This window comes from Acetobacter ascendens, assembly GCF_001766235.1.
Lineage (GTDB): Bacteria > Pseudomonadota > Alphaproteobacteria > Acetobacterales > Acetobacteraceae > Acetobacter > Acetobacter ascendens.
Genome location: NZ_CP015165.1, coordinates 26,473 through 49,380, shown reverse-complemented (window position 1 = coordinate 49,380; position 22,908 = coordinate 26,473). Strand labels below are relative to the sequence as shown.

Genomic DNA, 22,908 nt, shown 5'->3' with positions numbered 1-22,908 from the left:
TTTGCCGCAAGCGGCTGGTCTGGATCAAACGTAAGTTTAACGGGAATACGCTGCACCACCTTGGTGAAGTTACCCGTCGCGTTATCTGGCTGAATAGGTGCAAAAGCTACACCAGTGGCTGGTGCCAATGAATCCACATGCGCTTTGAGGGGATGACCGGGGAATGTATCTACCCAGATAGTCGCGCTCTGGCCGGTTTGCACTTTTGTAAGCTGTGTTTCCTGAAAATTGGCCAGCACATAAGCTTCATGAACAGGTACAACAGCCAAAATACCCGTGCCGGGGTGCACATAATTCCCTACACGCACACCACGCTCACCCACCACACCATCCATTGGGGCTGGAATGGTGCAGTAAGATAAGTTCAGTTCTGCCTGTTTTTCATCACCCTGCATGCGCAGCAAAACACCACGGGCACGCTGAAGTTGAGCTTTTAAAACAGCAACTTGCCGAATAGCCGCATCCACCCCAGCCTGATCTCGGGCTATAGCTGCAGCAGCTTCTTTTTCCTGTGCTTCAGAAGATTGCTTTTGCTCAATTGTGCCCGCACCGCCAGAAGAAAGATTGCGATACCGAGTGGCGTTCTGCCGGGCAAACATTAGTGCCGCCTGATCTGCCAATACAGCTGCACGTGCTTGCGCAATAACGGCATCCTGCCGACCAAGTTCGGCTTCCAGATTGGCAACATCGCCTTGGGCGGCCAGCACATTGCCTTTTGCTACATCCAAGGCTGCACGGTAATCATCATCTTCAATATGCGCCAGTTCCTCACCAGCATGAACAAGCTGGTTATCCTGCGCAATAACCCGATCAATACGGCCTGAAACCTTGGGGGCAACTGTGGGGAAATCTGCCGTTACGTACGCATCATTGGTATATTGGTTGATACCATCACCATTGATCAGCCGCGCACCACCCCATGCAACAAGGGCAAGCACAGCAGCGACACAGCCAGCGTAAAGCAGCGGTTTTTTGTAGATCATAATCTGTATTCCGGATTAGCGGGCTGGAGTATTGGGGGAAGGCGGCGCGGCGGATACACACGGCGCGGCAGAATAAGATTCATGCAGGCATAACCAAGGCAAACCCAAATCAGCACATAATAGATATCGTTCAGTGCCAGAACGAGTGCCTGCTCATGCACATAAGTATGGAAAACCTGCAGTGAATTACGAGCAACATGCACACTATCGGGCGATGTAACAGAAAGCTGCTGCGTAATAGGGTTGCCCATACCCTGTAGGGCCAAACCATGCGTGCCATGATGATCGAGCAACATTGTGGAATGATATTGTTCCCGACGGCGGGTTAATGCCGCAAACAGTGCATACGCAACTGCATTGGCCAACCCTTTAAGCATATTGACCATACCAGAAATAAACGGGCCATCGGCTGGCCCCATGGCAAGGGTTGCCAGCATAAGGGTGGGAATAACCGTCATGGGTTGGCCAAAAACCTGAAGAATTTGCAGCGGATAAAAATTATCCCGCACCCAATCCACAGTCAGCCATGTACCCAACCATGCAGAAGCAGCCAGACACAACATGCCACCCGCCAGCACAAAGCGGCAATCCACCTTACGACTGTTACAAAAAGCAGCAATCAACGGCAGCATGATAAGCTGCGGCAACGCCACAACCAAAGATACCGGAGCTGTTTGAATAGGCCGATACCCACGCACAGCAGACAGATAGGTGGCAGGAATATCCCCCATAATCGCACAAATGGCGAGAATACCCACCAAGGAAAGCAGAGCCGCCTGAATATTACGGGATCGCCAGTACTGAATGCGAAAATAAGGGCTGGGATGAAATGCCTCATTAATCACAAAGACAATAAATGCTGCCCCACCCCAGAATGTCAGATCCGTAATTACGGGGGAGCGGAACCAGTCCAACCTATCTCCCTGATACAGTACAACCACTAAGGAACAGATGGCCGGCAGCCCTACCAACAAGCCAAGCCAGTTAAACTTTTCAAATCTTTCAAAGTGCATTGGGTCTTTCGGCAACCCATAAGCCATCATTGCAATAGCCAATGCTGCTGTTGGAATAATTTCCCAATACAGCCAATGCCAACCCATGCACTCGAACCAGAATGCTTCCAACGGTAAACCCAGATTAGACCCAAAGGTAGCACTCATGGCATATCCACCAATACCAAATACCCGTATTTCTGGAGGAAGGTATTTCAGCATCACAGTCATCAGCACAGGCGGCAGACAACCTGCTGTTAACCCCTGAAAGGCACGCAGAATACAAAGTGAAGTCACATCTGGCATAAAGGGCGCGGGAATAGAAAGCAGCGCCATGATGGCCGTCATGAAAATAGAAAAGCGATAGATTGAGAACGTCATATAAAACCACGGCGTAAACGCCATGGCTGCAATATTGAATGCCTCATAAATCGCAATCACCCACGTGCCTTCATCGTGGCCAATGTGCATGGCACCCCGAATATCGGAGAGACCGATCTCGGTCACATGCTCATTAAACCCTGCAACATGCACAGCAAGCAGCATGCCCAAACAGCCAATAACAGTACGCAGGCCAAAGGGTGGAATGTAGGAAGGGCGTGGTGGTGCGGCGTGAATAACTGGTGCACCAACCCCTTGTGCAGAAGCAGCGTTGTTCATACACGCACTTCAAGCGGTCTGCTGCATCTCCGACAACCCCCATTTCTGATAAGTGACGAATTCGATTTTCGGAATAGAAAATTCTGGTCATTCCATAAATCAACATCTATTTCTGGAGGGATGAAAGGTTATGATCTCGACCTGCTACGCTACCTTCAGGTGCTTATCGAAGAAGAAAGCGTCTCTCTCGCTGCACGCCGGCTAAAAGTCAGTGAACCGGCCATGAGCCGCCAGCTTGCCAAATTACGCAAAGCGTTTGCTGACCCCATTCTTGTGCAATCTGGCCGACGCATGACCCCATCGGCCTTTGCGGCTGGCATACTCAACCGTGTGCAGGATGTTGTTGTAGCCGCAGACAGCCTGATAGAAACACGCGAGCTCGCCAATCTGGCAAACATGGCGCCTACTTTTACCCTTCGGGCGAATGATCTGGTTGTGGCAGCCCTGGCGCTTCCACTTTTAGAAGCATTGAAAACGGATTGCCCACGCTGTGAAGTTATCTGGGCGCCCGAACTTGATGCTGCTGCATCTGATCCACTGCGTGATGGCAGTGTAGATTTGTACATCGGCGCAACAGAAATGATGAAGCCCGAAATACGCCGCCAAACTATTTTCCGAGACTATATGCGGGGCCTTGTGCGTAAAGGGCACCCTATTCTGGCAGAACCCATCACACCTCAAAGCATGGTACGCTACGATTATATCAGTGTTTCACGCAGGGGCCGGGCACAAGGCCCTATTGATTGGATGCTGCGTAATCAACATGGACTCACACGCAAGATTGCGATGGTGGTGCCCAATTATCATGCAATGATAGAAAGCATGAAAAATACAGATCTCATTCTGCCATTACCGGGCATTGTGATTGATCATATCTCTCAAGATGCCCTTGGGCTAACATCTTTTGAATTTCCGCTCTCACTTCCATCTGTAGAAGCTTTTCAGGCGTGGCATCCTCGCCGTGACATGGACCCAGTACATCGCTGGCTAAGAGAAACGCTTTTCCGTGTTTCCCGACAGGTATTAGGAAAATTTCCTCCTTGATGTGATTAGAGGATGAGAAACTCTGGAAAGCATACCCAGCTTTCCAGAACATTCCCTATACCCATGCAAACTCTCATAAATATAGAATATTACTTTCTATACCTATGCAGTTCAGGAAGATTAAGGCCGGGGTTAATTTCAAAGTTAACCATTAAGCCAACCTGCGCAGCATATTTAACATTAGGCAGCACTCTGGAAGATGCAAGCTGATCGGGGTTCCAAATATATTCAAAATAAGGCGTTGCCATAACACCTGGCGCAACATTCAAGCCATAGTTCAGTTCCATCATTGTTTCCGAACTATTCCATTGATTGCGATAACCTTCGTCTTGCAAAGAAGCATTCATGGAATGCACGACTTTACGATTCCACAAATAACTCTGGAACACGAGGCCTACATAATCCCTCGGTCGTGAACGGAAAGGTCCCCAGTCAAACAGACCTGCCACAAAGCCATTTCTTACGGTGCCATCTCCCGATGTCAGAAAGTTTGCAGACCCAAAAACAATAAGCCCTCGTGTATCATTCGGGTCGGGCTTCCAGATCATCTGCTGGGCTTGCGCGTATACAGTTGTACGCCCACGGCGTGGTTGTGCCTTGCCGCCCGCTAATGCGTAAACTTGATGCTCGGTGTTATAAAGTGGATCACTGTAAATAGAGGTATCATACGTAAAGCCAAGGCTGTAAGCGCGAGGATACTTATCTGTTGTAAAGTCTGTATGATATCCGGCTTCAACGGGTATGAATTCGCCCTCTGCTTTATCAAATCCCCAGTCTGGTCCAGGCCAACCATTATGGTTTTTGGCGCGCACCCAAGGTTCTACTTCCCAGATACCGCCTTTAATATACGTAGAAGCTGTGGGCTTGATCAGCACACGTGCACTCCATGATGAAACCGTAAATGATGGTGATGAGCCATCAATTGTAAATGTTGTTGGTGATGAACACAGGAAGGTTGCAAACTGACAATACAGTTCCGAGCCTTCAAACTCACCACCTTTCGGGTTTGACGCGGATTTCTCACACTTGAGGCAATTTCGGGTCATTTTGTAGAATTCAGTCATCCCACAGGAGCCCGATCTGGAATATTGACGATATTCTGCTTCTGGCGGCGGGTTCTGAACGCAGTGAGGGTGTCACGGCCTGAGAAGGCAGTGTTGGTGGAAGCTATGTGGTCTGTGCACTGTCTGTTTCTTCAGATGGCCTGCCGGAGCCTTCGCAATCGTGCATGAGCGAGGGCGAATTCATGCTGACAGGGGAACATGTCCGGCATGGACAGGACAATCCGACGGACGCTGAGCGTTACACGTGTCGCGATTTTGAGCAGTCGTGCGCGTATGGTGCCACAGGTCGCCGTCTCCAGGCTGGTCTGGCCAAGGGCCAGTCTTTGCAGAGCGGTCAGCAGGACATAGGCTGCGGCCGAGAACCACAGCCGGAGCTGGTTGGCCCGGATGGTGTGGGACGAGGTCCTGTCTGAGAACAGATCCATCTGGCATTCCTTGATGCGGTTTTCCATATCCCCGCGTGCGCAGTAAATCTGTTCGTAGAGATGGCGGGGGTCGGACATTCCCTGCGGTAGCGTGGTGACAATAAAGCGATGATAGCGGTTGCCGTGGCGCCATTCGGCCTTGGCCACGACCCGCCTGCGGCGCGTCCAGCTGTCCTTTGTGATCCAGTCAAAGGAGGCGAAACCGCGCGCAGCTCTGCCTGTCGTGGCGGCTTCGTCACGAACCTCAGCGGACAAAGAGGCAATCCGGTCATACAGGCGGGTGTTGCCTGCAAGCCCGAACAGGAAGTCAACGTGGTTGTCTTCGCACCATGTCATCAGACTGTCCCGGGCGAAACCGCTGTCCCCACGCACCAGGATACGCACCCGGGGCCAGCGGCTCCTGATCTGCTCCACGATCCGGCGGATGTCTGCCAGTGCTTCCTTCCCCGGGTCCCTGTCTGCCGTGCGCAGGGTAGCGCTGAGGAGATGGTCCCCGCAGAAGATGTATAACGGCAGATAGCAGTTATGGCCGTAATATCCATGAAAGGCCCGGCCTTCCTGATGGCCATGGATACGGTCATCGGTGGCATCCACATCCAGAACGATCCGGGCGGGTGCGCGCTCATGCTGGTCCATGAAAAGCGTCACGAACAGGGTAGCCAGGGCCTCATGATCAGCAATGATGCGGCAGTAACGATCTGCCTGCTGCCCACTGCGCTCTAGCCGGTTCAGCGTGGATTTTCCTGCCAGTGCCGCACAGTTGGCCCGGCTTCCTGACAGACGTCCCGATACCAGACCCATGACAGGATCATGACGTAAAGCGTCATGGTCATTAAGGTCTTCATAGCCCAGTGCCAGGCCCATGATCCGCTGACGGACAAGGTCTTCAACCCGGTATTCCACAAAGCCGGGATGCCGCTTATCGCGAAAACAGGCAGCAAAGCGGCGGCTGAGACCCAGAATGTCATCAGCCTGCTTCACCAGAATGACGCCCCCATCCGAACTCATGCGACCCCCGTCAAAACGGGCCACAACACGCCGTCCACAGGAGGCTGGAAACTCATACGCGCCTGCGCTACACTCTGTCTGCATCGGGTTTTCTTATAGCTTACGAAAATTTCTTTTACACAAAATAGACTTTTTCATAATCTAACCCGATGTACAACCCTTCCGTGAGATTTCCGCGACGACAGCGTTACAGCGCGCTATTGCCTTGCGTCAGCCACCACCAGGCTGCGTCCATCATGCGGATCGTGGCAGTCAGTATTGTTCAGAGGATTACCGCAAACTCCTTTCTACCCATGGTTTTATCGTGTCCATGAGCAGAAAGGGAAACTGCTGGGACAATGCGGTCACGGAAAGCTTCTTCAAGACCGTGAAAGCTGAACTTCTGTGGCGGCACGCATGGATGACGCGTCAGGAGGTCGAGCAGGCTATGACATCCTACATCAATGATTTCTATAATCCTCAGAGGCTGCATTCCGCAATTCAATGGAAAAGCCCTCTGGATTATGAGCGCAACGCCGCTTAACAGATAACCCAAGGTCCAGAACTAAACCGGGACACGTCCAGTTGATACGTCAGACAGGTCAAGCCGTGTCAGTTATCTGCTGATGTCTGTCATTGCTCAAAATGAGCGTGAGACGATTAATGAGCGCATCAGGAGTGGCATAGACCATGCCCAGAAATATGGAACGAAAACAGGTCGTCCCATAGGCAGACCCAAAGCCAGTTCTGCAAAGGTGCAACATGCCCCTGACCTTTTAGCCTCTGGAAAAAGCTACAGACATGCCTCTTCCATTGCTGGTGTGTCTTTAGCCACATTGGTCAGACGTGTTCAGGCCGAGACAACGAACCTTTAGAAAAGTCCGATTACTGATTGTATGCTCGCATTGATACCCGCTTAGACTTATGTTGCAAGGAAATTTAACGAATATCGACACGCATATTTATTTCTCGTACATCGCAAATGCAATCGAAAAAAATACACATTTTTTGATTTCATGAAACTTTAACTTAAGTGTCACGAAACTCTCGCACGCAATTTTTTTATATCTCCTATTAGGACTGAGCGTCACTTTCTGAAGCTTAGAGGTTGAAATGTTGTTCCGTCCTTCTCGTTCAACGATCGGACTTTTTCTGTCTACATCTGTATTTTCTTACTCAATGGTTGGGTTAGATTCTGCCTCGGCTGCATCAGCGCAAATTGATATGATGGAAAAGCAAATTAAATTGATGCAAGGGCAGCTGCAGCAGATGAAGGCGCATCAGATGCAACGCGACCAAGAAATTACGAAATTAAAGAAACTGTCTGCCGAACATATGCATCGTGTTGGTCAGAAAGCTATGGATGGCTCTGTTCGTTTTGGAGAGGGCGAGGAATTATCTAAGAGACCTTTTCTGACTGTAGGGCCGTCAGATGCTAAAAACGCTCCAACAACATATGCAAAACTTACTGGTATCCCTGTGCCGATGTCGCTAGATGCACCTTCAAGAGGATTTCGTAAAGGACAATTTAATGTAAGTCGTATCTCGATCACATTGGGTGGTTTTGTGGAAATGGCCGGAATGTTCCGTTCTCGCAACGAAACAGCTGACATCAGTTCAAATTTTGGTGCTATCCCGTGGGGCAATAGTCCTAATGCTCATATAAATGAGTTTCATCAGTCTGAGCGTCAGAGTCGTTTTGCAGCATTAGTTGGTGCAGATATTACATCGAATCTTAGTGTTTCTGGATACACAGAGTTAGATTTTCAGGGAGCAGGTTCCTCTTCGAATTCAAGGCAGAGTAACAGTTATGTATTGCGTTCACGTCTCATGTATGGTGAATTAGAGGATCATGCACATGATTTCTACGTCATGGGTGGGCAAGCATGGTCTATGGCGACTATGTTCAAAAAAGGTATGTCTATGCGTAGTGAAGATATACCACTTGTCATAGATGCTCAGTACGTGCCTGGTTTCACGTGGACCCGCAATACTGGCGTGCGATTTGTTAAAGGATTTCATAATCACGAATATCATATAGGGCTTTCTATTGAAAATCCCCAATCTATATGGGGTGGGAATTTTTATACTGCTAACGGTGAAAAGCTTACTTATAACAATTCCGGTGGACAGGTTGAAAATAGTACAACTACATATTCAACAGATGTAGCTCCAGATATCATTTTAAAAGGCACAGCCGACCCGAGTTTTGGTCATTTTGAAGCGTATGGCTTAATGCGTTTCATGCATGATCGCTTGAGTTACAATGGAGGCGGAAAAAGCCATACTGCCGTTGCTGGTGGAGGTGGCGGTGGAATGATCATTCCAATTGTCAAGAAGAAATTTGATTTCGAAGCTTCGGGGATGATGGGCTACGGTATCGGGCGCTATGGTACGTCCAATTTGCCTGACACGACAACTAATAGGAACGGTTCTCCAGCCCCTCTTCCGGAAGCGCAAACGCTAGTGGGCCTTATCTGGCATCCGAGCAAAGTGATTGATATATATGCCTATGGTGGCATGGAAGAGATACTGAAGCGTAGTTCGTATAGTGTAGGTGGAACTCCTTATGGTTACGGAAACTCTCAATATAACGTTGCCGGTTGCAATATAGAATATAGTTCCTTGGGTTGTAATGCAAATATTAAGCGCGTAGCTCAAGGCACTATTGGTATGTGGTGGCGTTATTCGCAGGGTGATTATGGGACACTTGCACTGGGTGCTCAGTTCTCTCATACGGATGTTATTGGCTTCTCTGGAGTGGGCGGTCCAAAACCGCATACTGATGATAATATGGCTTTCATTTCAATTCGCTATATGCCATTCCAGTAATAGTTGTTACGATAAATGAGTTTGCCCCGATGAAGCTTCGTATTACTATTGATCCTGAACACATAGCTCGTCAGGTAGCTGAACAATGTATTCATCAAAATGATACTTTGGAAGCAATGGGTAATTATCTCATCGGAGCAGCCTATGCCGTTAGTTTTTCTATCAGCCGTACACGGAAGTGGGAAGAAGGCGATTTTGTAAAAATTGGTAAGCATATGATTGAAGTTGGTACAGCGCATTATTTAACTTTAAAAGAGCAATAGGCCCTCAAAGTTGTGATAGCCTTATGATAAACAAAGAAAAGCAAAAAAAGCTTTATAAATCTTTGAAGATGGGGAGTTTCAATGAAGGAGATTTGGCTATAGAGGTCATGGGAAAAGTATCTGATAAATGGATGCTTTTGATTTCTGAAATGATTTTCTCACAATCACCAATACGATATATGCAAATTAGCAGAGGTATACCATCGATCAACTTGAGGATGCTAGGGCCAGTTAGTGCTTGATCCAGTCTGCTGCGGCAGCGATGTGGATGACCGCGAGGAACGACGTTGCTGTTTTTTTCGTATCTGGTTGCGACAGCGCGCCACTCCTTGAGGCGAGCCCAGAGGTTCTCGACAAGATGTCGACACCGATAGGCCCATTTTGGGCAGGCGACCGGCCCATCGCGTCGTTTCGCAGGAATGGCGGGCTGGGCTCCCATGCCCCATATCCGTTCACGAAGGGCATTCGACGCATTGAATTGCCCCGGGTTTTGTGGAGACGTTTTTTATCTGATTTAAGCGGCTAATGCATGTGATTTCTGTTGTGCATAAAAGCGTGCCTCAGCTTCTGCTGGGGGATGTTTCCAATGGAGGACAGGATCCGTCGATGATTGAACCAGTCGACCCATTTAAGTGTTGCTAGTTCAACAGCTTCCCTGTTTTTCCATGGTCCCTGCCGATAGATGAGTTCGGTTTTATAAAGTCCGTTGATGGTCTCCGCCAGGGCGTTATCATAGGAATCTCCAACGCTTCCGACAGAAGCAACAAGGCCCTCTTCAGCCAGTCTTTGCGTGTAGCGAATGGACACATACTGACAGCCGCGGACGCCCTTCTGTTTGTCAAGTAGCAAAACGTGTGGCGTTGATGTCCCGATGTCGGCGTATGATGATCCCGTAGACCTCACGGGCGATATAGCGCTTGAGGATACGGATAACCTCAAGTTTGGAATGTCCTTCTGCCACACGCCTGGCAACATAGGCGCGTGTTTTTTCATCTGTTCGCAGGCGTCCAATCGCGATGATATGCAGGGCGCTGTTAGCCGCCCGATCACCACCTCGGTTCAGACGATGACGAATTGTTTTTCCAGAGGACGCCGGAACAGGCGTGACACCGCAAAGGGCAGCGAAGCTGGCCTCTGATTTCAGGCGGTCTGGATTGTCGCCGGCCGTCAGAAGAAGTTGCGCTGCTCCATTATAGCCTATGGAATTTCTGGCAATGAGGTCAGGTGCCAGTTCCTCAACAATAGCCTTGATCATCAGATCCAGTTCACCAATTTCGTCATGCAGTTCAAGGTAGCGACGCGCAAGAGATTTCAGGCTGATCCGATAAGCTGCCTCGATATCGCGATAAGCCGTGAGATCCGGTCGGGAGGCAGCAAGAGTGCGGATCAACTGCATGCGGGTCATGGAGCGAAGATGCTCACGCAGGGTATCTGGGGCCGCAATGATGGTGTTCTGGATCATCTGCAGGGAAATCCGTCGTGCACTTACGGCAGTTTTGCGGCACGCTCTCAAGACCCGGAGTGCTTCCACCATGCCGTCCCTGCGTCGTGGTGTAACGGTGCGTTGGCCTGCAAAGGCGGCGTGCGCTGCGTTCTGGGCGTCCAGATCATCATTCTTTCCACGCCGACGCCGATCATGTCGATCCGGCGCCGTGACTTCCAGAACTTCAACCTCAGCAGCCTGAAGATAACGCAACAGGCCAGCACCATAGCTGCCGGTTGATTCAACACCCACACGCACGAGATCACCTGCGGCTCGCATCCAGGCCAGCATCTGCCGATACCCCTGTCTTGTCGTGGGGAAACTCTGTGTGCCGATCACATGGTCCTGCTCGTCAACAATGGCTGCAACATGCAGATCCTTGTGGGTGTCGACACCGCCAACAACCTGACGCAGTCTTTCTTCGTTTTTGTCCATGACGGTTCCTCGCGCTTCTCTGTCGTGATGGCTAGGCCAAGGTCCGCTGCATGGACAGGACAGTCATGAGACCTCATCAGGTCAGGCCCTTCTCGGGTCACAGGCAATGGCCAAGGCATAGCCTTTCCGCGAGGTGCTTCCGGACAGTCGACAGGTCCGTGGAAAGACACAACGGTCGATCGGAATACGGGTCAAACCGTTCCGGGCACCTCACAGTGCCAGTCTACCGTGGTCGATCGGAGTGTGAGACAAACCGTCCGGAAGCTAGCGACCATCTTCTGACTATCGGACTGTCGCTCTCGAAAGCATCCCGCTCCCAGGCCAGAGCCGCGTTCACCAGCGCCATGAGCCGGGCCTCCCTGCTCATCGGTTGGCCATCATCATGGGGCACGGTAGACAGGAACGGACCCGCCCAGAAAACTGGGCGCGCACAGGATGAAGAAAACCATGACCACGAAGGCCAGCGCACCGAAGCACAGGGAAAGGAAATCACGCAGGGCGCGCACAAAAGCGCTGTGGGACGTCATCATGAGCCATGTCCTTGTCGGATGGAGGAATGGGAAGGAAGGACGCTCCCGGGGGAGCGTCGGGTTCATGCGGAGATGGCGCTGTCAGTTTCTGACACCGTCAGCCGCACGACGGCCTGACCGGGCTGGGCATAACAGACCCGTCCGGCGAGGCTGTATCGGCGTCGACGGATTTTCACGCAGACCGAAGCGCACGGACTGCTCGCGAAATGAAACCGCTCTCCAATGTCGAGATCAGCAAAAATCAGGGTTCCGGGGCCGTATGTTCGCACCGCTGCCGCGCGCGCGTCCCATGAGAGCCCCTTCTCCGCCTCTCCTTCCGTTTTTCTTTTGTTCAGGACCGTCTGGTCTGGATGCTCGTCCGCGTGGGCTGGTCAGTCCTCATCGAACCAGGGCAGGGCGTCATCCACGGGACCATCCGCATCGATCAGAACATGATCGCAGCCAAGGGCACGGGCGTGGGCAAGAATGGCCGTCAGCGCAGGCGTTCCATCCCACGTGCCTACGGCAGTATCCTCGGGCACGTGCACGAACCAGCCGTACGGGCCGGCCATACAGTTAAAACAAGTCTATCTCTCGTAAATATTTAATATATAATCCATTTATTATTGATGATTTTTCGTAATTTCTTAAAATATTTTTTATATATAGGGAAATTTTATCTATTTTATGAGTCTATAGTTTATATTTGAATGCTTCTACAGATCATCAAAATAAGTAAAGACTGATATTTGATTATCCATCTTTCAGTTTAATAAACATGCTTCATAAGCTAAAAAACAAAAATTTCGCAGGCATCTGGTAAAGAAAAAGGCTCAAGGTAGATATAGGCGGCTTTCAGAGAAAGCTTCAGTTCAACCGAGATCCGTATTGCTGACGCCAAAGGATAGCCGTGCGGATCCGCACGTCATTCACCTCGATATCCCGCCAAGTAAAGCCCGGCAATAAATCGGGAAATTTCCTGATTGCGGTCATGTTTTTACCTGCATTGGTCCAGTGGACACACGGCAAAAAAGCAGAATATCAGGAAACCATTGTTTCCGTGATGAAGACCTGTTGATTATCTCCCTGCCGCGACTGACAACGGCGTCACTGGGTAGATCAGTTGGGACACTCATCAACACGGGCTTCTATCGTGGCTCTTTGGGAAAAAGGGCCGCAGACGCTCCATTTGTTCGTTCGTCAGCCAAAACAGGTCGCTCATCTCCAGTCACTTCACTGAGCCTGAATCAGATTTCCGCAATCAAATCATTAGATCCTGAGCCGAAGCATGACCATCTTGACAAAGTAAGGGAATTTCCTTACTTATAAAGAAAGTTAAAACTGGAGTTAAGCCATGGTCGACTTGCTGAAAGCAGAAAGCACTATCACCGCTAAGGGCCAGACGACTATTCCCAAGAGCGTCCGGAAGGCTTTAGGTGTAGACTATGGTGGGCGTATTGCGTTCGTCGTGGACGATCAGCGCCGTGTTCATGTCGAGAAGGCTACAGAAGAGACAAGCGATCCAGTCGTTGAGCGCTTCCTCGAATTTCTGGAGAAGGACATGCTCGACCATTCCCGTTCACGCCTTGTCAACTTACCTGCCAGTCTGCCTGATCGCGTAGCCGCGCTTGTCGGGAATATGGACGTTGATCTCGATGATGAGATTGAAGGTGATGTGGCGCTCTGACCATGCTGACGATTAATGGCTGGACCATCCTAGCGCATCCGCTCTTTCTCGATCAGTTGGAAAAGCTCATCGGCGCTGTTGAAGAGTTGAAGGAAAAAAAGCCCCACGAATATCAAAAGAAACCGAGCACGAAGTTATTGGCCGCTTTGAACAAGCTGATCTTCCAGTCAATCCCTGCCGATCCGACAGCAACCGTCTATAGACAAGGCGGAACGCTTGGTGAAGCGCACAAGCATTGGTTTAGGGCAAAGTTCGGGAATGGTCGCTTTCGCCTGTTCTTCCGCTATAGTTCAGCCGAGAAAATAATCGTCTTCGCTTGGGTGAACGATGAGACGAAATTGCGCACCTATGGTTCAAGGACTGACGCTTACAAAGTTTTCAAGGCGATGCTACAGAAGGGCAACCCGCCAGACGATTGGGACGCTCTTTGTGCGGCTGCGTCTGATCAGGCTACAGTTGACCGGCTGGGTAAGTCCTCTCCTCCAAATTCGTGACGAATGCAGTTTAACGTTACAGCATTGCATATTGTCCTTTGGATCGGACTGTGGGCTGCGCCTGAACCATGCTAAGGATGCGTTTTCGCCATTAGGCTTAAATCCAATAGCGCAATGGCGGTTGGGGACGCACGAAGCCTCGACCGTAAATCACGTTGGCAGCATGCTAAGAGCCCTTTTGGAAATTCGCTATGATAGGTTTTCAAGAGGTTTTGAGCGTGATTCAAAGGTAGGATGTGGACGCCAGCACAACGAGGCCGCATGGCCGGAATTACACGCAAGACGAAACGCTATCCGTCTGATCTGACAGATGAGGAATGGGAGCGCATAGCGCCTCTGATGCCCCCTGCGAACCGGCGTGGTCGGAAACGGACAACCGATTTCCGTGAGATCATCAATGCTCTGCGCTATCTCGTGCGCTCAGGCTGCGGTTGGGAGATGCTTCCGGTTCATTTTGGCCCATGGCAAACGGTTTACTGGTGGTTCCGCAGGCTGATGCGCCGTTTCCTGTTCCAGACCATTCATGATGTCTGTCTGATGCTCGATCGTGAAGCGACAGGACGCGAAACCAGTCCATCGGGTGGTGTCATTGATAGCCAGAGTATCAAGGCACCCCACGCAAAGACACGTGGTTATGACGCAGGCAAGAAGATCGTCGGTCGGAAACGTCACATCGCAGTTGATACGGATGGCCGCCTTCTCCTGGTCCAGCTGACAACAGCCGATATTTCGGACAGTGCAGGAGGACAGATGATCCTTGATGCCATTCGTAAACGCTGGCCTTGGGTGAAGCACCTGTTTGCCGATGGAGCCTATGACCGTCTCCAGTTGATGGATAAGGCCACGTTTCTCGACTTCACAGTCGAGATCATCCGGCGGTCAGAGACAGCAAAAGGGTTTGAAATCCTGCCGCGTCGGTGGGTTGTGGAACGGACCTTCGGTTGGATGATCCGCTGGCGTCGCCTTGTGAAGGACTACGAACAGCGGATCGACGTCGCAGAGGCCATGATCCACATCGCCATGGGAAGCCTCATGCTACGCCGAAACGCTCATCCGTGAATTTCCAAAAGGGCTCTAACTAGTTTTGACGGTTAGGCATCAAGCGCGATGATAGCAGGACTATATCGCGCTGGTTACTTCGGATATCCATCAGTTTAATCACGCCTGAATGTCATCAGGAAATGGCAAAGCCGGCCATTTGGAGAGTTCTAAAAACCCTCTTTTCCGCCTGTATAAAAATCGTAACCCATTGATATCGCTACTACTGGAAAAATCAAAATAGGGGTTTTTAGAACCCTCCATTTACTTTACTTAAACTTACTTGACTTCAAACTCCGCCCTCTTCCCCATACCTACCTGCGATAATATCAATATCCCGCTAAACCATTATGAAGATGTGCTAAACGAACAGGAATAACGGGATATGCATACATTGATGATGCGGTATTAATCTGTCTGTTTTTGTTTGGAAATCTCGCCAAGGTGCTCAAGAATTGCCAGCAAAATGCGCGGTGCACCACGATAACCTTCATCTCCTTCCGTTTCCTTAATGTTAACCATGGCATCAAACAGGCGATAAGCTGGGCCATCCCTATTTGAGATAACTTCTTCAATCGCATCCAAGTCTAATTCGAGAGTTTTTTGTCCAGCGTTCCGTAGGGCAGTATATTTATCAAGCGCATACACGAAATAAGGATCTGATGACCAATGTCTCGACATTCTGATGTGAGCCTTATTGTTCAAGTTTGAAACCATAGTACATATGCTCTTTTATATCAGCCGAAGTAATCTGTTCGTAAAGATGAGGAAGAACTTTCGCGCGGACAGAAATTCATTGCAAATTGACATTCTAGTGGTCGCTATTTCTATAACAGAATAATTATTTCGCATGTAAAATCGAGATGATGTTTTGATATGTAGAAAATATTTTCGCCAGGTGAGCGTAGAAGAATACACTTGCGTTGCCTTCTGAACGTCATCCAGCGCCAGCCGTATCAAGTAGGGCCAAACTTCGATGCGTCATAATCAGCATGCGTTGCAGATTTGAAGGATGTGTTGCAGGTAAACCCGCGTGTATCTTCCGAAGTATAGCAAGACGAGTAAAGGAATGCTGGATTTCGACTTGGAGGGATCGAAGAACCGTTGGTTGATGCGCTTGGCTCGTGATTTCAGGCTTTTGGCGATTTGATTGACGGTTTTTGGGGTAGCTTTTGATCTGCGTTTTGAGCAGATCGGGGACTGCCGTCCCGCTGGATGACTACGCGCTCGCGTTCAACCTTTCGAGGAAGAGGAAGCGGCGCATGTTGTAGACGATATTGGCCAGCCCGATCCTCATGGTGGCCCGGGTGATACCGACAGTTCGGATGAATAACCCCGTCTGTGATTTCTGGTCGGCAAAGACGTGCTCGACGCGTGATCGGATCACGGACTTTCCAGCATTCGATTTCTGGATATGTCGGGGCATAGGCTTGAGATGCGGCTTTTTTCTGTGAACCTTTGAGACAAAACCCTCTTTGTCCATGAAGTCCTCATTGGCTTTTGAGCGATAGGCTGTATCAGCCCAAACGCTTGAGGCCGTATTGGTTTTATCTAACAGCCCCTCTCTCAATCGCGCACCATCACTGGCGGCGGCATCCGTCGTCTTCCATTTTCGGATGAACCGAAACTTCCGGTCGATGGAGACGTGGGATTTGTAGCCAAAGAACGGGATGGCGAGATCGCTCGACGGTATGGTTCCATCGTCCTGCCGCTTCGCCTTCGTGAACTTAAGTGTCCATCGTGCATGACGATCCTTGTGCGACCTCTTTGCGGGCTTGTCCTGCCAGTCTTCTGGAATACGTCCTGCCCGGAGATCCGCTTTCTCAGCGTTCGTATTGCGCTGCTTTGGAGCAGCCACCAGTGTTGCATCCAGGATCTGGCCGGACATCGGGAGATAACCGGCGTTCCGCAGGGTCGCGTCAAATCGGTCAAACAGCCTTTCAATGGCACCCGCCTGCGTCAAACGCTTTTGACACAGCCAGACCGTTTTGGCATCCGGCACGCGGTCCGACAGCCCCAATCCCAGAAAGCGCATGAACGACAGGCGGTCGTTGATCAGATACTCTGTCCGTTCATCAGACAAATTGTTCAACGTCTGGATGACCAGAATTTTGAACATCAGCACCGGATCAAACGGCGGACGTCCGCCTTTACTTCCGTCTGAATAGGCCAGAGCCAGCTCCAGATCAGGGCGGAACACCTCAAAATCCACAGTCCGGGAAAAGGCCTCCAGCTGATCGCCAAGCCCGCTCAGCCGAGCAAGGCGCTCTTCAACATCAAAGAAACCAGGCTGCTTCATCTTCCACCATCCCCAATCAACGCCGAAGAAATGGAATCACACAGAACAGCTCAGAGCCAAGGGTTTTTCGAACCCTCCACTTTGTTGAAGGGTAGGGAATTCGTGTTAATTCTGTTATCAGCTTCTCATGAGACGACTAGCCTTGATATTTCTCTGCGTCTTTTACGCAGGCTCCCTTCATGCAGAAGAAGATAACTGCAACGATTTTGGGGCGAATAGCCATTTACCAAAGATTATAAATTCCAAGCTAAGCCCAGGCACTCAATTATTGTGCAACAAAGGCTATGCGGCCTTAGCTTCCTCTATTTCGCATGGCCCTCTCTGGTCTGCCGAACATCTCTGGTCGGATGATGTGGAGGCAGCAGAAAGGCTAAAAAGGGCAGGCCATTTTTATGCAGACACTCGGTTTGCGGGCAGCGCGGATTTACAGGACTATTATAACTCCATTTATGATCGTGGACATATGGCACCGAGTGGTGACCAACCTACAGAAGCATCCCAGGCAGAGACTTACGCACTCTCAAATGTGGTGCCTCAGACAGCCAGTCTGAATGAAGGCATCTGGTCACGTGTGGAACGACGTGTGCGTGATATGGCAGATGATGAAGGAGAGCTGTATGTGGTGACAGGCCCTGCTTTTCACTTGCGCCCTATTCAGACTATGGGGCATGACCGCGTGTACGTGCCGTCCTCAACGTGGAAAGCAGTCTATTCTCCCAGCAAGAACAAAGCATCTGCATATGTGTGTAAAAACGCGCAACAGCATCCACACTGCACGCAGGTTACAGTAGCAACGCTCATACGGAATGTCGGGATTGACCCGTTTCCAGGAGTGTCAGCGCAGATTAAGGCGCAAGCATGGAAGTTGCCCGCACCTTAATCGGATTTAAAGCTGCTGGATTTCGTTATGGAATCAACCGTTTCAATCAATGATATTCCAAAGGATCTGAAAATTATGGTACATAATAAACACGAAGATAATTATTTGCATCATTTGACATGTGATATTGTCGTTGCTTATTTGTCTGGAAATACCATACCATTTTCCGATGTACCTTTACTGATACAACAGATCTATCGTGCTCTTGCGGGCGTTGAAATGGACGTAAGTGATGATAAAGAGTTAGTTCCTGCTGTGCCCATTAAGAAATCGGTGTTTCCTGATTATATTATCTGTTTAGAAGATGGGAAAAAGGTGAAAATGCTCAAACGCCATCTGATGTCAGCATTTGGCCTCACCCCTTCAGCTTATCGTAAAAAATGGGGATTGCCGGCTAATTACCCGATGGTCGCGCCAGCTTATTCAGAACAACGATCACGTTTAGCGCGCTCCTCAGGATTGGGGAATAACAAGTCACAAGAGATTACCGAACTACAGCAAGAAAAATCAGAAGAAGATGCCATTGTGACGCGCTTACCTGAGGTCAAAAGGGGACGTAAAAAGAAACTCGGTTGATTAAGGCTTTTTTCCTGCCCCATGACGATCTCGCGTTGCTTCGTCAACTGTCAGTAGATCTTCATGAGGTTGGTGATTGATCGGTTTTCATTGTCTTGACTTAAAAAACGTGACGGTTGAATCTGGCCGGACTGACACTGAGATGGGCCTGCTGGAAAGATATAAAGGGCAAATCCCGTAGACCAATCAAATTCTTATTTTACGATTATATTTCCATAAGTTGATGGGATGAACTGCGGGACTCGAACCCGCTCGCTTTAGTCGCAACCAATCAGGCAACCCATTGAAATATAACGATAATTTCAGACGAAATCATCCTTCGCATGGTGACTGCGGGTTCACTGTGGGAGCAAACCCGTGGGGCAGTCAAGGCAGTGGCGCGGAATTCAATTCAGCGGACTTGGGTTGCTGCATACTGTTTCTGAGAGTGAGTGGGGTTCGCATTCAGGTTCAGGCACCAGAGGTGGTCGAGGTTATGGTGACACTTGCTTCAGGTGGCATGGAAGAGGAAGCATTTGCTGTCTGGTTATGGCAGCATGCTATTATTATGAAAGTTTTCTCTGCACGTTGGGGCCGCAATATTTAGGAAGCCAGCCGTGCAAACCAGCGGACACGTTGTGTCGCGATGGTTTACAAACTGGTCAGGGGGAGAGCATTGCTCTCCCCCGTGAACCCCTTCTTGACGCCAGAATTGGGGGGTTAAACAAAATGTCCGGTGTCGGACGCAAAAGAGAGAAACCGGACATAGTGAATTTAAAAAATAAAGAGATAAAAATTGTGATTGTCCGACCACATACTTAAGCCGCCAAACTTGGTGAAGCAGCGAATTCGATGAAGTCCTGCAGATATCGGATCTCTTCATCGGTTTCGCGGCAACCAAGAAATATCTGCTTTGCAATGCCCTTCTTGCCAAGCTTGACCGGGTAAAGATCAAAGCGGTAGGCATACTCTTCCACAAGCCAGCGTGGAAGTGCTGCAACGCCCCTTCCATGCGCCACCATCACCAGCATGATATCCGTGGTTTCAATCTGTTTCTGCTGTCGTGGGCCAATACCAGCAGGCTGTAGAAACTGCGTATAGATATCCAGCCGCTCGGACGGAACAGGGTAGGTGATCAATGTTTCGCCAGCAAGCTGTTCCGGCAAGATGAACTTCTCATTCCGAAGAGGATGTTCAGGGCCAACGGCCAGAACGAGTTCATAATCGAAGACCGGTGTGAATTTCAGGCCGGGTTTGTAAAGCGGATCAGGGGTGACCACGATGTCAATCTCATTGTTGAACAACGCGCCAATACCGCCAAACTGGAACTTCTGCCGTACATCCACGTCAACTTTGGGCCATCGCTCCAGATACGGGGAGACGACTTTCAGAAGCCACTGATAGCAGGGATGACACTCCATGCCGATGCGGAGTGTACCACGCCCGCCATTTGCGAACTGTTCAAGGCGGCTTTCCGCCAGCTCAAATTGAGGAAGCAGGCGGTTCGCCAAAGCAAGCAGCCATTCGCCTGCCTGATTGAGCACAAGGGAGCGTCCCTCCCGCCGCCATATCTTTACTCCAAGCTGCTGTTCAATCTTGCGGATGGCGTGACTGAGCGCCGACTGGGTTAGGTTCAGACGCATCCCTGCAGCCGTCAATGAGCCTTCTCGCGCGACTTCCCGAATAATTGTCAGATGATTGCGCTCCAGGACACCCATGGCTTACCTCTCGAATGCACAAAATTTATATAATCATAAAAACATATCATTTCAGTTCACTTTCATAAACTTTTATCATGATGGTTTAGGTGATTCATTCGGATAGCTTTCCATGACCCCGACCGATAATCGTGCTCATGTTGCATGGTGCCCTGGTTTCGTTGAGTCGGACGAAATGCGGCTCAGGCTTTGACGCACACCATGCAACAGACCCTTGCCGCAGACATCGTGCTCTATCTTCAGAGGCTCGATCGCCCGGTGCTGTCGAAAGGAGAGCATATTTCCCGTTTTGTGAATTTTCTGTCGGAAAATCACAGAATAATCGACTGGCGACGGGAAGAATGCCGAAAACGACTGCGCCGGTTCGGTCATGTCCTCAGTGCTGCCTGACCCATGACAGGTATGGCAAGAGATGTCGAACACCTGATTACAGCGATGGAGGACATCTGCACACGCCCCCTCACGCCTGCCAAGCTTCAGAATGCGCTGCGCATTTCCAGTCGGGAACGCATCCAATGGACCCGCGAGGGGAAACTCCGACCGATCGCAACCAGGGTCATAAAAGACCTGGGGCACTTCTCGCTGGCGTTGTATAGCGCGGACGATGTTGCGAGACTGTTGATGTCCCCGGAAATTCTGGCGTCATGGAGGACATGAAGCGCCTCTGCGTTTCTCCCTTTCTTGAGGCCAGCTACCGCCGCTTCTCAGGTCGAGAGTTCTCTGCGAACGATTTCCGCCCCCGCGCCTAGAGCATTGAGCTTGCCTCGTGCCACGTGACGCGACAAAGGGGCCATACCGCAGTTGGTGCAGGGATAAAGCTTGTCGGCGTCGACAAACTGAAGCGTCTTTCGCAGAATATCAGCAACTTTTTCAGGCGTCTCAACGGTGTTGGTGGCCACGTCAATGGCGCCGACCATCACCTTTTTCCCACGAATCAACTCGATCAGATCCATCGGCACGCGAGAGTTCTGACACTCCAGGGAAATCAGGTCGATATTGGATTTCTGGAGCCTGGGGAAAATCTCTTCATACTGCCGCCACTCTTCCCCAAGAGCATTTTTCCAGTCGATATTAGCTTTGATGCCATAGCCGTAGCAGATATGGACGGCGGTTTCACACTTAAGGCCTTCGATGGCCTTTTCCAGTGTGGCGATGCCCCAGTCATTCACCTCATCGAAGAAAACATTGAAGGCGGGTTCGTCAAACTGAATGATATCGACGCCAGCGGCTTCAAGCTCCCTCGCTTCCTGATTAAGGATTTTGGCGAATTCCCACGCCAACTTTTCGCGGCTTTTGTAGTGACCATCGTAGAGCGTGTCGATCATGGTCATGGGGCCAGGGAGCGCCCACTTGATCGGCTTCTTCGTCAGTGAGCGTAAAAACTTCGCATCCTCGACAAAGACGGGCTTCTCACGCGTCACGGCGCCGACGACGGACGGCACGCTCGCATCGTAGCGGTTGCGAATTCTAACCGTCTGACGGTTTTCAAAGTCGACACCGCTGAGGTGTTCGATGAACGTCGTGACGAAATGTTGGCGCGTCTGTTCGCCGTCGCTGACGATGTCAATACCGGCCTGGTCCTGATCGTCCAGGTTCAGACGCAACGCATCCTGTTTACCTTCGACGAGTTCTTCGCCCTGCAATTTCCAGGGCGACCAGAGCGTCTCGGGCTTGGCGAGCCAGGACGGTTTTGGCAGGCTACCAGCTGTCGAGGTGGGGAGCAGTGTTTTCATAAAAGATGGCCCTCTATTTCTGATTGATCAGGCGGCGTAACTGACAGACCACTTCTCAAGAACATCGTGGTACGGTTCGATGAATTTCTCTTCCGTATACTTGCCCTGTGCGGTTGCTAACTGGCTCCGCTCTTCGCGGTCATAGACAATGCGGGTATTTGAATAATCCTGATGCTTCAGGCTGGGCTTGTAACAGTCGGCTGCCGCAGCATTGGCGTTGTAGATCTCAGGACGGTAGACCTTCTGGAAGGACTCCATCACACTGATGGTGCTGATAAGTTCAAGCGTGGAGTAATCAAACAGCAGGTCACCGAAGAAATAGAAAGCCAGAGGTGCCTTACTGTTGACAGGCATGAAGTAACGAACCTGCATCCCCATTTTTTTGAAATATTGATCGGTCAGCGAAAATTCGCGCTGTTCAAATTCAACACCCAGAACAGGATGCTGTTTTTCTGTTCGATGATAGGTTCGGTTGGTTGAGACACTGAGGCAGATAACCGGAAGTTTTTTGAAGTTCTTCTTATACACGGTCGAATTCACAACACTCTTGAAGAGATTGCCGTGCAAATCCCCGTAATTGTGGGGAACGCTGAATTCTGCCTTGTCTTTGTTGTAGTTCGGCAGCAACACGCTGAAATCATAATCCCGGACATATGACGAGAAACTGTTTCCGGCGAGGCCTTCTATGCGCTTGTTGTCGTGTTTATCGATAATCGTTGTGTACAGAACTTCAATCAGCGAAAAACTGTCTTTCTTTCCGGCAAAGCCAAGATCCATTTCAACGGAAATGATTTCAAGCTCGACGCGGAAATCTCACAGAAGGGTTG

Annotated in this window: 18 protein-coding genes and 6 pseudogenes; 11 read left to right on the top strand and 13 right to left on the bottom strand. The window is 50.2% G+C overall.

The window, feature by feature from the left end; translation table 11 throughout:
• Nucleotides 1-2: 2 nt before the first annotated feature.
• Nucleotides 3-983, bottom strand: a pseudogene (locus A4S02_RS14185) (HlyD family secretion protein); the annotation flags it as partial.
• A 15-nt stretch (nt 984-998) separates the two neighbouring features.
• Nucleotides 999-2,635 (bottom strand): annotated as a pseudogene (locus A4S02_RS14180) (MFS transporter).
• A 120-nt stretch (nt 2,636-2,755) separates the two neighbouring features.
• Here A4S02_RS14180 and A4S02_RS14175 point away from each other — a divergent pair.
• Nucleotides 2,756-3,679: a LysR family transcriptional regulator gene (locus tag A4S02_RS14175; protein ID WP_070324318.1), complete on the top strand. Its 924-nt coding sequence runs from the start codon at nt 2,756-2,758 to the stop codon at nt 3,677-3,679.
• 89 nt (nt 3,680-3,768) lie between these two features.
• Here the strand turns inward: A4S02_RS14175 and A4S02_RS14170 are convergent, their stop codons facing one another.
• On the bottom strand, nt 3,769-4,725 hold the full coding sequence (locus A4S02_RS14170; protein WP_228142406.1) for a carbohydrate porin: 957 nt from the start codon (nt 4,723-4,725) through the stop codon (nt 3,769-3,771).
• Nucleotides 4,726-4,874: 149 nt separating this feature from the next.
• Nucleotides 4,875-6,260, bottom strand: a complete 1,386-nt coding sequence (locus tag A4S02_RS14165) for an IS1380 family transposase (RefSeq protein ID WP_070324115.1) — start codon at nt 6,258-6,260, stop codon at nt 4,875-4,877.
• 91 nt (nt 6,261-6,351) lie between these two features.
• Between A4S02_RS14165 and A4S02_RS15445 the strand changes: the two are divergent.
• The 3 genes and pseudogenes from A4S02_RS15445 to A4S02_RS14150 all read left to right on the top strand — a co-directional run.
• A pseudogene (locus A4S02_RS15445) lies at nt 6,352-6,699 on the top strand (integrase core domain-containing protein); the annotation flags it as partial.
• A 569-nt stretch (nt 6,700-7,268) separates the two neighbouring features.
• On the top strand, nt 7,269-8,987 hold the full coding sequence (locus A4S02_RS14155; protein WP_228142405.1) for a hypothetical protein: 1,719 nt from the start codon (nt 7,269-7,271) through the stop codon (nt 8,985-8,987).
• A 29-nt stretch (nt 8,988-9,016) separates the two neighbouring features.
• Nucleotides 9,017-9,250, top strand: coding sequence for a hypothetical protein (locus A4S02_RS14150; protein ID WP_019089587.1), 234 nt, complete (start codon nt 9,017-9,019; stop codon nt 9,248-9,250).
• A gap of 231 nt (nt 9,251-9,481) precedes the next feature.
• Here the strand turns inward: A4S02_RS14150 and A4S02_RS14140 are convergent.
• The 4 genes and pseudogenes from A4S02_RS14140 to A4S02_RS15755 form a co-directional block, all read right to left on the bottom strand.
• Nucleotides 9,482-9,722 (bottom strand): annotated as a pseudogene (locus tag A4S02_RS14140) (transposase); the annotation flags it as partial.
• Between the two features lie 42 nt (nt 9,723-9,764).
• Nucleotides 9,765-10,072: pseudogene (locus A4S02_RS14135) on the bottom strand (integrase core domain-containing protein); the annotation flags it as partial.
• A gap of 16 nt (nt 10,073-10,088) precedes the next feature.
• On the bottom strand, nt 10,089-11,168 hold the full coding sequence (locus A4S02_RS14130) for an IS110 family RNA-guided transposase (RefSeq protein ID WP_019088945.1): 1,080 nt from the start codon (nt 11,166-11,168) through the stop codon (nt 10,089-10,091).
• Nucleotides 11,169-11,548: 380 nt separating this feature from the next.
• Nucleotides 11,549-11,698: a hypothetical protein gene (locus A4S02_RS15755; RefSeq protein ID WP_157885566.1), complete on the bottom strand. Its 150-nt coding sequence runs from the start codon at nt 11,696-11,698 to the stop codon at nt 11,549-11,551.
• A 350-nt stretch (nt 11,699-12,048) separates the two neighbouring features.
• On the opposite strand from A4S02_RS15755, the gene A4S02_RS15750 reads away from it, so the two are divergent.
• From A4S02_RS15750 to A4S02_RS14110, 4 genes are all read left to right on the top strand, one after another.
• Nucleotides 12,049-12,285: a hypothetical protein gene (locus A4S02_RS15750; protein WP_157885565.1), complete on the top strand. Its 237-nt coding sequence runs from the start codon at nt 12,049-12,051 to the stop codon at nt 12,283-12,285.
• A 746-nt stretch (nt 12,286-13,031) separates the two neighbouring features.
• Nucleotides 13,032-13,364, top strand: a complete 333-nt coding sequence (locus A4S02_RS14120; protein ID WP_012813160.1) for a type II toxin-antitoxin system PrlF family antitoxin — start codon at nt 13,032-13,034, stop codon at nt 13,362-13,364.
• Nucleotides 13,365-13,366: 2 nt separating this feature from the next.
• A complete protein-coding gene (locus A4S02_RS14115; RefSeq protein WP_070324315.1) occupies nt 13,367-13,858 on the top strand; it encodes a type II toxin-antitoxin system YhaV family toxin in 492 nt (163 codons plus the stop codon).
• Between the two features lie 234 nt (nt 13,859-14,092).
• Nucleotides 14,093-14,917: an IS5-like element IS12528 family transposase gene (locus tag A4S02_RS14110; RefSeq protein WP_082246712.1), complete on the top strand. Its 825-nt coding sequence runs from the start codon at nt 14,093-14,095 to the stop codon at nt 14,915-14,917.
• Between the two features lie 387 nt (nt 14,918-15,304).
• Here A4S02_RS14110 and A4S02_RS14105 read toward each other — a convergent pair whose 3' ends face one another.
• Together A4S02_RS14105 and A4S02_RS14100 are read right to left on the bottom strand one after the other, a co-directional pair.
• Nucleotides 15,305-15,613 carry a hypothetical protein gene (locus A4S02_RS14105; protein ID WP_228142520.1) on the bottom strand — a complete coding sequence of 103 codons (309 nt, stop codon included), beginning with the start codon at nt 15,611-15,613 and terminating at the stop codon, nt 15,305-15,307.
• A 502-nt stretch (nt 15,614-16,115) separates the two neighbouring features.
• Entirely contained in the window at nt 16,116-17,195 is a 1,080-nt protein-coding gene (locus A4S02_RS14100) for an IS5 family transposase (RefSeq protein ID WP_070324313.1), read from the bottom strand.
• Nucleotides 17,196-17,322: 127 nt separating this feature from the next.
• Between A4S02_RS14100 and A4S02_RS14095 the strand changes: the two genes are divergently transcribed.
• Both A4S02_RS14095 and A4S02_RS14090 read left to right on the top strand, forming a co-directional pair.
• A complete protein-coding gene (locus tag A4S02_RS14095) occupies nt 17,323-18,075 on the top strand; it encodes a DNA/RNA non-specific endonuclease (RefSeq protein WP_061498587.1) in 753 nt (250 codons plus the stop codon).
• A gap of 75 nt (nt 18,076-18,150) precedes the next feature.
• On the top strand, nt 18,151-18,651 hold the full coding sequence (locus A4S02_RS14090; protein WP_070324321.1) for a MucR family transcriptional regulator: 501 nt from the start codon (nt 18,151-18,153) through the stop codon (nt 18,649-18,651).
• A gap of 797 nt (nt 18,652-19,448) precedes the next feature.
• Here the strand turns inward: A4S02_RS14090 and A4S02_RS14085 are convergent.
• Nucleotides 19,449-20,348 (bottom strand): LysR family transcriptional regulator, encoded by a 900-nt coding sequence (locus tag A4S02_RS14085; protein ID WP_070324312.1) that lies wholly within the window; start codon nt 20,346-20,348, stop codon nt 19,449-19,451.
• A gap of 201 nt (nt 20,349-20,549) precedes the next feature.
• On the opposite strand from A4S02_RS14085, the gene A4S02_RS15740 reads away from it, so the two are divergent.
• Entirely contained in the window at nt 20,550-20,738 is a 189-nt protein-coding gene (locus tag A4S02_RS15740; protein ID WP_157885564.1) for a hypothetical protein, read from the top strand.
• A gap of 314 nt (nt 20,739-21,052) precedes the next feature.
• Here the strand turns inward: A4S02_RS15740 and A4S02_RS14075 are convergent, their stop codons facing one another.
• A complete protein-coding gene (locus tag A4S02_RS14075; RefSeq protein ID WP_070324310.1) occupies nt 21,053-22,081 on the bottom strand; it encodes a methionine synthase in 1,029 nt (342 codons plus the stop codon).
• Nucleotides 22,082-22,108: 27 nt separating this feature from the next.
• Nucleotides 22,109-22,891, bottom strand: a pseudogene (locus A4S02_RS14070) (putative oxygenase MesX); the annotation flags it as partial.
• Nucleotides 22,892-22,908: the final 17 nt, after the last annotated feature.